Origin of the sequence: Promicromonospora sp. NPDC090134 (assembly GCF_044746965.1) — a bacterium.
Taxonomy (GTDB): domain Bacteria; phylum Actinomycetota; class Actinomycetes; order Actinomycetales; family Cellulomonadaceae; genus Promicromonospora.
This window is the reverse complement of the sequence record NZ_JBIVCZ010000002.1, coordinates 36683-48541: the sequence shown is the minus strand read 5'-3', so window position 1 is coordinate 48541 and position 11859 is coordinate 36683. Positions and strand designations below refer to the sequence as shown.

Below are 11859 nucleotides of genomic sequence, written 5' to 3'. Positions count from 1 at the left end.
GGCCACGATTCGCCGTCAAATGTTGCGGCGATGTTGCATGGGGGTGGTTTGCCCGCTTACGGTCGGGGCGCGACCGGATGTCTCCGGTCCGTGGCCGACCACGCAGGAGTCAGCATGCACTGCCCGTTCTGTCGCCACGCCGACTCGCGCGTGGTGGACTCGCGGACCGCCGACGACGGCCTGTCGATCCGGCGCAGGCGGCAGTGCCCGAACTGCAACCGGCGGTTCACCACCGTCGAGACGGCCAGCCTGTCGGTGGTCAAGCGTTCCGGCGCCACCGAGCCGTTCAGCCGCGACAAGGTCGCCGCGGGCGTGCGCAAGGCCTGCCAGGGCCGCCCCGTCAGTGACGACGACCTGGCCATTCTGGCGCAGCGGGTCGAGGAGACCCTGCGGAGCAACGGCAGCGCCGAGATCGACGCGTACGAGGTGGGCCTCGCGATCCTCGGCCCCCTGCGCGAGCTCGACGAGGTGGCCTATCTCCGGTTCGCGAGCGTCTACCAGTCGTTCGACTCGCTCGAGGACTTCGAGAGCGCCATCACGTCCCTGCGCGCGGAGCGCGCCGAGCGCGCGGCGGAGCGCGCTGCGGCGCAGGCGTAGCGGCCGGACGGGCCGCGCGCCGGCGGGGACGAAAAGCGATTGGCACCCTGGCGCGCGGTGGTGCAGGCTGGGGCCGACGACGGACCCGATCGAGGGACCCCCGAAACAGGAGGAGGTGATCGGTGTGACGGACGAGAAGCCTGGTGCCGAGGAGGCAGTGGCTCAGGACGCTGAGGCGCCCAAGGCCGCGACCGCGCCGAGCGTGGACGCGAAGGCGCGGTTCAAGGAAGCGCTGGACCGGAAGAACGCCGCACGCGGCCGTTCCGCCGCAGGCGACGTGAACACGGGCTCGGTGCACGGTTCGGAGACGACCGGCCCCGTGCAGAAGATGTTCCGCCGCAAGTCCGGCTGAGCCTGCTCGACCGAGGCCGCCGACCGGGTATCTGACCTGGTCGGCGGCTTTCGTCGTTTCGCGGGGCGCCCGACGAAGGGACACCTGACCCGCGATGACACGGTTCATGACACAGTTCGAACGCCCACCGGTGATCGTCAGTGCCTACGGACACCCGACCTTGCTGGTACGGCCAGCACACCTCCGATACATGAGCGCCAGCCATGACCACCCGATGGACCGCACTCCCATGTGGACACTCGACGAGTTGTGCGCCTTGCTTCGTACGACACCCGCGACTGTCCATACCTGGCGGAAGCACGGCTATGGGCCCCGGGCTTACAAGATCGGCCGGCACCTGTTGTTCGCTGACGCGGACGTGCGTGCCTGGCTTGAGTCGCGCGTCGCGGGCCCCCGAACGTGGTGACGACGGAGCAACCGCCGACAACCGCACCACCGGATCGGGGTGGTAGACGATGGGCAGAACGGAGCTCAAGCCGGGGGAACACGGCAGTACCACCAAGCAAAGCGGCCCGGAGACGTGGCGTGCGCGAACCTGGCTCAAACTTATGACGGAGAACTCGTGCCTGTCTCTCGAAACGGGTCCCGAGAGGATGAGGCTCGCCTGAAGGTTCAGGCGGCTGTTGCGGAGCTCCTCAAGGCAGCACGTGGTTCGGACGAGCTGAAGCCGAACTCGAAGGTCGGACTCGCATGTCGTCAGTGGGTCACAGAAATGCGGGTCCGGTCCACCTTGGCCGCGCCCGCCCATGAAGCCACAGACGATTGACAAGTACGAGTACCAACTCGACCGATACGTGGCGCCGTTCTTGGGCGACAAGCGTCTGGACGAGCTCACGCCGGCATTGTGTCAGCGCCTCATCAACTCGGTGGTGGCGAGTGGCACTCGGGGCGACAGCGACATGGCGACCACGGCGGTTCGAGTCCGCAGCATCCTCAATATCGTGCTGGACCGTGCCGTCATTCACACGCAATGAGAGACAACCCGATGCGTCGAACGATCGCCCCCCAACTGAGGAAACCAGTGCCAAGAGCACTCACGGTGACGGACGTGCATCGTCTGCGTGAGGTGCAGGTCGACGCCAGAGACCTGGTGGTGGGCCTCCAGGGCGAGACGGTCCATCACCATGGCGGCCTGCCCGGCCAGGTCCGTGCCGGGATGCAGCTTGCCCATGACGAGGTCCGGGGCCAGATCTGCCCCGCCCTCGGCGGCATGGGGCAGACCTTCCTCGAAACTGACCTGAGCGCTCATCGTCAGGGTAGGAGGTGACCCCTACATAGCCCCGCGTGACATTCAGGGCAATTCACCCGGCCCCTGCAGTGCTGCGTGTCGGCCGTGTAAACACTTGCGGCCGGTACCGGCCAGTGGCCGGATGCGGCCATCGCGGCCATTGCCCCCACGTATGAGCAGTCACTAGACAACCCCCATGCAACCTTTGTCCTCCGGCCGCCGCTGGGGTGCTCTCGTCACGGGCACCCTCGTCTCGGCCTCTGTGATCATGTGTCCGGGTGCCGCCGTCGCGTCGCCGGATGCCACACCTGATGCTGCTCCTGTACGGGTCATCATCGAGCTCGACGCTCCCACTGCTGCCGAGGTCGTCGGTACCGAGGAGGTCGCCGCAGCCCGCGCACGGCAGGCTACCGCGCGGAGCGCGTTCACTGCCGACTACCGTGCCGCTGTCGACACCGTCACTGAGGCGCAGCAGGGCGTCACGTCGTGGCTTGAGCGCCACGATGTCGAGCTCGACGATCCGAAGTCGGTTACCGGCGTGCTCGACGCGATGGTCGCCACCGTCGACCCGGCCGATCTGGCCGAGCTGCGCTCTGCCCCCGGCGTCGCGCGCGTGACCAAGGACGCCCCGGTGAGGATCCTCGGCGACGAGGTGAACATCCCCGCCACCGGCGCCCCGCAGGTCTGGGACCGCACCGACGCGGACGGCGCATCCGTCACGGGCGAGGGCCGCACCGTGGCGATCATCGACACGGGCATCGACTACACGCTGGCCGACCTCGGCGGCGGGTTCGGCCCCGGCCACCGCGTGGCCGACGGGTACGACTTCGCCAATGATGACGACGACCCGATGGACGACCACATGCACGGCACGCACGTGGCCGGCATCGTCGGCGCCGGCGGGGACAACCTGACCGGCATGGCGCCCGACGTGACGTTCACGGCGTGGAAGGCCATGGACGCCAACGGCGGCGGCACCACCGAGGACCTGCTGCTCGCGCTGGAGGCCGCGACGGACCCGCTGGGCGACTACCCGGCCGACGTCGTGAACATGAGCCTCGGCACGCCCGGCGACGGCACCGACCCGCTGGGCCGCGCCTCGACCGCCGCCGTGCGGCAGGGCGTCGTGGTCGTGGCCGCGGCCGGCAACGCCGGGCCGTACGACCAGAGCGTCAGCTCGCCGGCCGCCGCCGAGGGTGTCATCGCCGTCGGCGCGAGCGTGACCGGTGTCGCCGACCCGACCCTGACCCTCGACGGCGCCCGGCAGGGCGACGCACCCCGCCCGCTGGTGGTCACCCGCTTCCCGATGTCGGCCAACCCGCCGGCCGAGGGCATCACGGGCCGGCTGGTCGACGTCGGCGACGGCCTCGACGAGGAGGACTACGCGCAGGCCGGTGACGTGCGCGGCGCGATCGTGGTCATGCAGAGCGTCACCACGACCTCCCTGGGCGAGATGCAGGTGCCGCACCTGACGCAGGCCCTCCTCGCCGAGGAGCACGGGGCCGTGGGCGCGCTGCTCTACGCGCCCAGCGCGACCGACCCGGCCGGCGACCACGGCTCCGGCCCCCAGGGGTCCGCGAACGTCCTGGCCGGCAGCGGCTTCGACCTGCGTCGCGAGTCCCTGGTCATGATGAACATCAGCTCGGCCCACCACCAGACCTTCAAGTCCGAGGTCGCGGCCGGAACCGTCTCGGGCACCATCGGCTCGGTCGACCAGACCGACACGATCACCGACTTCAGCTCCCGCGGCCCGAGCGACGCCATGACGCTCAAGCCCGAGATCGTGGCGCCAGGCTTCGAGATCATGTCCGACATCCCGGCCATGTACGGGGTGCCCGGCGACCAGTACCGGATGTCCGGCACCTCGATGGCCGCGCCGCACGTCGCCGGGGCCGCGGCCCTGCTGGCCCAGGCACGTCCCGAGCAGACCGCCGAGCAGCTCCGCGCGACCCTCATCGGCAGCGCACAGGAACTCGAGTCCGACGACGCCGAGGTGTCGCCGTCCGCCCAGGGCGCCGGCAAGCTCGACGTCGCCGCCGCCGTCGACCAGAAGGTCACGGCCACGCCCGACGCCCTCTCCCTGGGGCTGGCCGACATGGGTCCGAACCCGACCCGCACCAGCACCGTCGTGCTGCGCAACTCCGGCGACCGCGCGGTGACCGTCCGGCTCTCCGCGGAGGCGTCGAAGAACAGCACCGGCAAGGTCGAGCTGTCCACCCGGAAGCTGCGGATCGCGGCGGGCCAACAGGCCTCGGTCGACCTCGCGGTCACCCCGAAGGCCGGCGAGATCGACGGCGAGACCTCCGGCGTCGTGGTCGGCTCCGTCTCGGACGGCACGACCGTGCGCGTCCCGTACGCGTCCTACGTGCGCCCGCTGTACGTGCAGTCCTCGCCGTCGCTGGCCACCGGCAGCTCCGACGTGTTCGTCCACACGCCGATGGCGCCCGAGACGGCGCCCACGCTGCGGGCGACCGCCCCGTCCGGCGAGGAGTACGCCGCGACGCTCACCGCCGTCGGCACCAGCCCTGGCTGGTACCGCGGCACCGTGCCGCTCGACGAGCCGGGTACCTACAAGATCACTGCCCGCGCGACGGTGACCGGCCGCACCCTGACCGGTACCGGTGGCGTGCAGTCCGAGGGCGTCGACCAGCCCGGGCAGTGGGAGCAGGTCGGACGCACCGGTGTGGCCAGGGCCCTGGCCACGTCGCCGACCGCTCCGGGAACCGGCCTGGCGATGGCGTCCACGGGTGTGCACCCGTTCGTCACCACCGACTACGGCGCGACCTGGCGGCGGGTGCGCAGCATGCCCGTCGCCGACGGCTGGGGCATCCCCGTGGCCGACACGACCAGGCCTGCCGGTTTCTACGTCGCCCTGAACGGCTCCTCCGGCAGGGCGGTCATGGACCCGAGCTACGCCGGCCGCATCGTGCACACCCCGGACGCGGGTGCCACCTGGACGGTGCTGCCGTTCCCGGACGTCGCGATCGCAGAGCTCGTCGCCCAGGGCGACGCGCTGGCCGCGGTCACCGACGACGGCGTCTACCTCAGCAAGGACGGCGGGCAGAACTGGCGCCGGGTCGCCCCTGCCTGGAACGGTGCGGTGTCCAATGCCGCCTTCGCCGGCGACGACCTGCTGATCACCACCTATCACGGCATCTATCGCGTCGCGGACATCCTGGCGGGCGGCAGCGAGGTCACGCAGACCTACACGACCACTGCCGCGGACCCCTTCCCCCAGGGTGTCGTCGGTGACGGGGCCGCCGCGGTCGCCATCCAGGGGGACGGCCTCGCGCTGATCTCCTCCGACGGCGGTGCCACCTGGACCAAGGGCCCGGACACCGGCCAGTCCTACGTCACCCAGGCCTCGCTGGTCGAGGGCACCGTGTACGCCGCAGGCCTGTCGAGCTACAGCACCAGCAACGACGGTGGCGCGACCTGGGTCACGCACCCGCTACCCGTCGACGGCTCGCTCGCGACCGACATCGACCACTGGCCCGGCAAGCCCGCCGGAAGCATCGTCCTCGCGATGGAGGCAGCCGGCTACTACGCGACCGACGACGGAGAGCACTGGGACCGCACCGGCGTGCCGGGCACCGACGTCTACGACGTCGAGGTCGGCACGGACGCCGAGGGTGAGGCCGTGCTGCGTGCCGTGGACGACTACGGTCTGCACACACGGCCGCTCGCCGACGTCTCTGCGGACACGCCGGACTGGGGACCTTCCGGTCACGAGGGTTGGATCGGGTTCCAGCTCGACGAGGTGGTTCAGTCACCGGTGGGCGACCGGGCCGTCTGGGCCATCGGCGCGGACGCGCTCGGACTGGGCAAGATCCGGACCGGCACGTCCGGCGCCGGCGACGGCGACCTGACCGACGTCGGGCCGTACGGCGGGTTCAAGGCCCTGAGCCTCGCCGTCTCGCCGCACGAGACGACGGGCGAAGGTGGGGACACCGTCGCCGTGTCCTTCGTGACCCAGCACGAGGCGGGAGTCATGGTCTCCCAGGACGGGTTCGCCCACTGGACGACCTATCCCCACCAGCTGCGGATCAACCAGGTCTCCTTCGATCCCGAGAACCCGGAACGACTCTGGCTAGCCACGACGGCCGGCCTGTACCGGTCGGACGACCTCGGCAGCACGGTCGCCCGGCTGACGGAGGGGGATACGCGGTCCGTCTGGGTCGACCCCGCCGACACCGACCACGTGGTGATCGGCAAGACGCCGGGGATCCAGGTCAGCACGGACGGCGGCGAGACCTTCGCTGACGCCGAGGTGCCGAACACGTCCGCCGCGGTGGGCACGTTCGTGGCCGTCGAGGTGCCGGACGGTCCGGCCGCGGGTACGGAGCTCCTGGTCGCGGGCGCGGCCCGCTGGCGCCCGTACGGCCTGGCGGCCAACGGCGCCGGCGTGCTCGTCTCGGCCGACGGCGGCGCCACGTGGGCGTCGGCGTCCAAGGACCTCACGGCGATGTCGGTGCGGTCCCTGACCGTGAGCCCGGACGGCGCCTGGGTCTACGCGGGCACCGACGAGGGCGGCGTGCACCGCACCACGGTCAGCGCGCTCGTGCCCGCCGACCTGCTGCGCGCGGCGACCAGCACGCAGATCAAGGCCCCGGCCTCGGTCCGTCCGCTGGAGCCGTTCCTGGTCAAGGTCACCGTCTCCGCCGATGACGTCACGCCGCCGGGCAGGGTGACCGTGACGGTTGGGCGGGAGGGCGACCGGCACTCTTACGAGCGCACGGTGCGACTGCACAACGGTCGCGCCGAGGTGCTCGTGCCCCCGCTACTGCGGTCCGGGGTGTACACCGTGACGGCGCAGTACGGCGGGACGGACGACCTCGCGGCTTCGGAAACGAGCACGGACGTGGAGGTTCGGCGGTGAGCCTGAGACCCTGACCCCGGTCGAAGGGCGGTCAGGAGGTCGGCTATGTCCGGCCGGCCTCCTGACCTTGTCTGCGCCGAGAGTCGGCACGGTGGTGCCGTGCTACGGCAGGATCGTCGGCACCAGGCCTCCGTCCACGCCGAGCGCTCGCCCGGTGGTGGCCGAGGAGTAGTCCGAGGCGAGGTAGGTCACGAGGTGTGCGACCTCTTCGGGCCGGATCAACCGCCCGATGAGTGATCCGGCTACCCGGCCGTCCGCGATGAACTGGCCTTCCTGCTCCTCGCGGGACAGGCCCGGGTAGATGTCGTCCCACATGGCCAGGACGCCGTCGCTCATCGTCGGGCCGGCGAGCACGCTGTTGACGGTGACGCCCGTGCCGGCGAGGGCTTGCGCGTAGCCGCGCGCCACCGTGAGCTGCGCGGTCTTCGTGGTGCCGTAGTGCACCATGTTGGTCGGCGGCTGGACACCTGCCTCGCTGGAGATGAACACGACCCTTCCGTGTCCGCGCGTCGCCATCCCCTGGGCGTAGTGCCTGGTGAGCCGGATCCCGGAGAGCACGTTGATCTCGAAGATCTCTCGCCACTCGGCGTCGTCGATCTCGAACACCGGGCGTGCCGGGAAGGCGCCTGTGTTGTTGACGAGGATGTCGACCTCGGGCAGCTCCGTGACAAGATGGTCTGCGCCCTCAGTGGTGGCGACGTCGGCGACGATCCCGAGTCCGCCGAGTTCCTCCGCGACGGATCTCACCCGCCCCGCGTCGCGGCCGTTGACCACGACGTCCGCTCCCGCGCGGGAGAGCGAGGTGGCGATCGCCCGGCCGATGCCGGCACTGGAACCGGTGACGAGCGCTACCCGTCCGGTCAGATCGATCTGCATCCGCGTATCCCTTCTGTTTGCGTGAGAGTTGAGGACGGCGGTCGCCGCGGGACCGCCGGCAAGGCCCTCACGACGAAGACCATGAGGTGTTTTCATGCCGTTGCGCACTGATCGCCCGGACGGCCCGATCTCTGCGCCGGCCGACCGTGGTGACGTACAGCAGGAGTCCTGCAGTGGTCAGGGCGGCGCCGGCCCATACGGTGGACAGGGCTCCCCAGCCGGCGTCGAGCGTGATCGCGCCGCCGACGGCGCCGAGGGAGTTGGCGAGGTTGAGCGCGGCAAGGTTGAGGGCGCCCATGAGGGTAGGCGCGTCGGGGGCGAAGCTGGTCCGTAGACGTAGGCTGCGACGACTGCCCCGGCGCCGAAGAATGCCCCTTGCACGCTGCCCGCGACGAACCGGAACACGACCAGCAGTGCGAGGTTCGGGGCGACAGCGGACAGACCGTTGCCGATCAGGAAGAGCGCGACCAGGCCGAGCAGCAGGGTGCGGCGGTTGACACTCGCGGCGAGCAGTGTGATCGCGGGCGAGCCGATCATGACGCCGAAGGCGTAGGCGGTGATCGCGTAGGTGGCTGCGGAGATGGACAGGGTCTAGGTCGGCCGCGAAGAGCTGGATGATGCCGTTGCTGCCGAATACGCCGGTCCCGATCGCGAAGGTGCCCAGTGCCAGGGCGAAAAGGGCCAGTCGCGGGTTCCGGATCGTGGAGGTCGCCGACTCGTGCCGCCTCTCCTCGGCGGTGCACGGGGCTTCGTAGGCCTGCTCGTGCATGGTGGCGTCCCTGCTCGTCCAACAGTCTCTCAGGAATAGGTTGGTCGGCTCGTGTGGACGGCTAGTTGATTGGTGCGTCGGCGCCGATCCAGTGCGGCTCCACCGGGAGCGCCGACGGCGCCACGCCCGTCTACGGCCCGTCCACCGGTGGCTCCTAGCGTCGTGAGCGGTGGGCCCGCTCGGGGCCCGCCGGACGCACTGGATAACAGGGAGCGGGACCATGATCAGGAAGAGACTCAAGGGCCTTGTCGCCGCCGCAGCGGCTTTCGTCGTCGCGAGCATCAGCTTGTTCGCCGTGACGACGGCGGACGCCCACCCGGGCGGACACGACCACGCTCCGGCCGACAAGCCGACGATCGTCCTCGTACATGGTGCGTTCGCCGACGGCAGCGGCTTCAACGCGGTCAGCAGTCGGCTCACTGCCGACGGTTACCCGGTCGTCGCAGCGGCCAACCCGCTCCGATCGGTCAGCTCCGACGCCGAGCAGCTCGCCGCCCTGCTCGACAGTATCGAGGGCCCGATCGTGCTGGTCGGGCACTCGTACGGCGGGTCGGTCATCTCCACGGCCGCCACCGGGAACGAGAACGTGAAGGCGCTGGTCTACGTGGCGGCGTACATCCCGGAGACCGGTGAGACCGCGGAACAGCTGACGGGCATGTTCCCCGGAAGCACCGTGGGTGACTCCCTCAAGGCCGTGCCGCTGTCGGACGGGGTGGTCGATCTCTACATCGATCCCGAGGTGTTCCATCCGCGGTTCGCTGGGGATCTGCCTGCCAAGGACGCCGCGCTCTACGCGATCACCCAGCGCCCCGCCACCAACGTGGCACTCGCGGAGCCGGCCGCGGGCGAGCAGGCGTGGCACACGATCCCGAGCTACGCCCTGGTCAGCGGCGCCGACAAGATCATCCCGCCGGCCGCCCAGAGGTACATGGCCCAGCGGGCGGGAGCGACGGTACAGACAGTCAGAGGAGCCTCGCACATGGTGTTCGCATCCCGCCCGGACACAACCGCGTCCTTCATCGAGCGGGCGGCCCGAGAAACTGCCCGCTGACACGTCGATCAACACACCTGCACGAAAGGAGGCTGGGCCATGTCCGGTGCCGGTCCCGAGGCCGGCGCCGGCGCCGTGGCGCCGGCGCTGAGCCCCGAGCAGTTCCAGCGCCTCGCCGCGTACGGCGAACGCGAGCTTGTCGCCGCGGGCGATGTCCTGTACGCCACCGGCGACCGGCGGTACGACCTGTTCCTGATCGAGTCCGCGATCGTCGACGTCGTGCGTGACGCCACGGCCACCGAACCCGAGCACGTGGTGTACTCGCGGTGCCCGGGTGACTTCACCGGGGAACTGAGCATGCTCACCGGGCAGTCGGTGTTCCTCACGGCACGGGTCAGACGTCCTGGCACCGTCGTGCGGGTCCGGGCGGAGCGGTTTCGCGCGGTGCTCGGTGAACAGGTCGACATCGCGGACGTGATCGTCGAGGCGTTCAGCGTCCGCCGCCGCCTCATCCAACACGCGGCGGGGAGCGTCCTGGAGATCATCGGTGCGCCCAACTCGGACCGGACCCGTGCGCTGGTGGCGTTCGCGGCCCGCCTGCTGCTGCCGCACCTGGTGCTGGAGGCCGACTCGATCCCCGCGCAGGCGCTCCTCGCCGCGCACAGCTTGACCGAGGCGGACTTTCCCGCCGCGATCGTCTCGGACCGGGTCCTGCGCAGGGCGACGCCTCATGACGTCGCGGAGGCGATAGGGCTCGCCTACGACGACTCGCGGCACGACGTGGACCTGGTGGTGGTCGGCGCCGGTCCCGCGGGACTGGCGGCCGCGGTCTACGGGGCGTCGGAGGGCCTCGTCACGGTGGTGCTCGACTCCGGCGCCGCGGGCGGGCAGGCGGCGACAAGCTCGCGGATCGAGAACTACCTGGGGTTCCCCAGCGGCATCAGCGGCGAGGAGCTGACGCGCCTCGCGCTCGTGCAGGCGCTGAAGTTCGGCGCGCAGCTGTACGCACCGTGCGACGTCATGGCGCTGGACGCGACCGACCCGGCCGGACCCGTCCTGAGCGCGGCCGACGGCACGCATCTGCGAGCCCGGGCGGCGATCATCGCCACCGGCGCCCGCTACCGCCGTCTCCCGGTGCCACGTCTGGGGGAGTTCGAGCAGCTCGGGCAGGTTCGTTACTCGGCCACGGACCTCGATGCCAGGGACTGCGTCACCCAGCCCGTGACGGTGGTCGGAGGCGCGAACTCAGCGGGACAGGCGGCTCTCTTCCTGGCGTCACGCGGGTCGCTGGTCGACCTGGTGGTCCGTGGCGACAGCATCCGGCAGAGCATGTCCACGTACCTGGCCAGGCGGCTCCAGGCCCACCCCATGGTGCAGGTCAGGACCCGGACGCAGGTCGTGGGACTGACCGGCGACGACGAGCTCCACGGCGTCGTCCTGCGCACGACGGGCGCCGCCGACCGCGAGGTGCAAAGCCATACCCTGTTCTGTTTCATCGGCGCGGACCCGGACACCGACTGGCTTCCCGGCCTGCAACGAGACTCCCACGGGTTCCTGCTCACCGGCACCCGCGTGGACCCAGGCGACCCTGCCGCACAGACGCCGGTGCTGCCGTTCCAAACCAGCCTCCCGCGCGTCTTCGCCGCCGGCGACGTGCGGGCCGGATCCGTCAAGCGCGTCGCCTCGGCCGTTGGGGAGGGAGCCGGCGCCGTCGCCTCCGTCCACCTGATGCTCGCGCAGCAACGAGGCGCAACGGCGTGAGACGCGGTCGTCGGTTCAGCGCAGTCGGTCGAGCCAGTCGGACGGTAGGCGGTCGAGGGGCGCCGGGCTCGGCTGCTCGAGGGGGCGGCTGTCCGGAGGGGCGAGCCGTGGCCCGGGGACCGATCGGTCGGTGCGGAAGTCGTAGAACCAGTCCTCACCCGGCTCGAAGCTCTGGATGATCGCATGGCCGCTCTCACGCGCGTGCCGCGACGCGTGGCCGGACGGCGAGCTGTCGCAGCACCCGACAGTGCCACACGTGGCGCACCTCCTGAGATGCAGCCACCAACCAGTTCCGGTCGACAGGCACTCTCCGCAGCCCAGACCACTCGGCGGCACACCGACGACGATCAGCGGGTCGTAGTTCTCTGTCATGGTGTCGTCTCCTTCGTCAGGTCCGTGACCGAGC

Annotated in this window: 11 protein-coding genes; 7 read left to right on the top strand and 4 right to left on the bottom strand. The window is 70.6% G+C overall.

Translation table 11 applies throughout. From position 1 onward, the window contains the following. Window positions 1–114: 114 nt before the first annotated feature. The 4 genes from nrdR to ACIPN7_RS06645 all read left to right on the top strand — a co-directional run bounded on the left by nrdR (window position 115) and on the right by ACIPN7_RS06645 (window position 1923). Window positions 115–597, top strand: coding sequence for a transcriptional regulator NrdR (gene nrdR / locus ACIPN7_RS06660; RefSeq protein ID WP_285104929.1), 483 nt, complete (start codon window positions 115–117; stop codon window positions 595–597). A 124-nt stretch (window positions 598–721) separates the two neighbouring features. After that, on the top strand, window positions 722–949 hold the full coding sequence (locus tag ACIPN7_RS06655) for a DUF5302 domain-containing protein (RefSeq protein ID WP_350224579.1): 228 nt from the start codon (window positions 722–724) through the stop codon (window positions 947–949). A 94-nt stretch (window positions 950–1043) separates the two neighbouring features. Next, window positions 1044–1355, top strand: a complete 312-nt coding sequence (locus ACIPN7_RS06650; RefSeq protein ID WP_400539250.1) for a helix-turn-helix transcriptional regulator — start codon at window positions 1044–1046, stop codon at window positions 1353–1355. Between the two features lie 340 nt (window positions 1356–1695). Beyond that, on the top strand, window positions 1696–1923 hold the full coding sequence (locus tag ACIPN7_RS06645; protein WP_400539248.1) for an N-terminal phage integrase SAM-like domain-containing protein: 228 nt from the start codon (window positions 1696–1698) through the stop codon (window positions 1921–1923). Here the strand turns inward: ACIPN7_RS06645 and ACIPN7_RS06640 are convergent. Beyond that, on the bottom strand, window positions 1911–2198 hold the full coding sequence (locus ACIPN7_RS06640) for a hypothetical protein (protein ID WP_400539246.1): 288 nt from the start codon (window positions 2196–2198) through the stop codon (window positions 1911–1913). The genes ACIPN7_RS06645 and ACIPN7_RS06640 overlap by 13 nt on opposite strands. Window positions 2199–2373: 175 nt before the next feature. On the opposite strand from ACIPN7_RS06640, the gene ACIPN7_RS06635 reads away from it, so the two are divergent. Continuing rightward, window positions 2374–7056 carry a S8 family serine peptidase gene (locus tag ACIPN7_RS06635; protein WP_400539245.1) on the top strand — a complete coding sequence of 1561 codons (4683 nt, stop codon included), beginning with the start codon at window positions 2374–2376 and terminating at the stop codon, window positions 7054–7056. Between the two features lie 102 nt (window positions 7057–7158). On the opposite strand, the gene ACIPN7_RS06630 is transcribed toward ACIPN7_RS06635, so the two are convergent. Beyond that, window positions 7159–7932 (bottom strand): SDR family NAD(P)-dependent oxidoreductase, encoded by a 774-nt coding sequence (locus ACIPN7_RS06630; protein WP_400539243.1) that lies wholly within the window; start codon window positions 7930–7932, stop codon window positions 7159–7161. 67 nt (window positions 7933–7999) lie between these two features. Next, window positions 8000–8230 (bottom strand): hypothetical protein, encoded by a 231-nt coding sequence (locus tag ACIPN7_RS06625; RefSeq protein WP_400539241.1) that lies wholly within the window; start codon window positions 8228–8230, stop codon window positions 8000–8002. A gap of 691 nt (window positions 8231–8921) precedes the next feature. On the opposite strand from ACIPN7_RS06625, the gene ACIPN7_RS06620 reads away from it, so the two are divergent. Both ACIPN7_RS06620 and ACIPN7_RS06615 read left to right on the top strand, forming a co-directional pair. Beyond that, a complete protein-coding gene (locus tag ACIPN7_RS06620; RefSeq protein ID WP_400539239.1) occupies window positions 8922–9752 on the top strand; it encodes an alpha/beta fold hydrolase in 831 nt (276 codons plus the stop codon). A gap of 39 nt (window positions 9753–9791) precedes the next feature. Beyond that, complete coding sequence (locus ACIPN7_RS06615; RefSeq protein WP_400539237.1) at window positions 9792–11453, top strand: FAD-dependent oxidoreductase; 1662 nt, start codon at window positions 9792–9794, stop codon at window positions 11451–11453. A 15-nt stretch (window positions 11454–11468) separates the two neighbouring features. On the opposite strand, the gene ACIPN7_RS06610 is transcribed toward ACIPN7_RS06615, so the two are convergent. Next, complete coding sequence (locus ACIPN7_RS06610; protein ID WP_400539235.1) at window positions 11469–11825, bottom strand: UBP-type zinc finger domain-containing protein; 357 nt, start codon at window positions 11823–11825, stop codon at window positions 11469–11471. Between the last annotated feature and the right edge of the window lie 34 nt (window positions 11826–11859).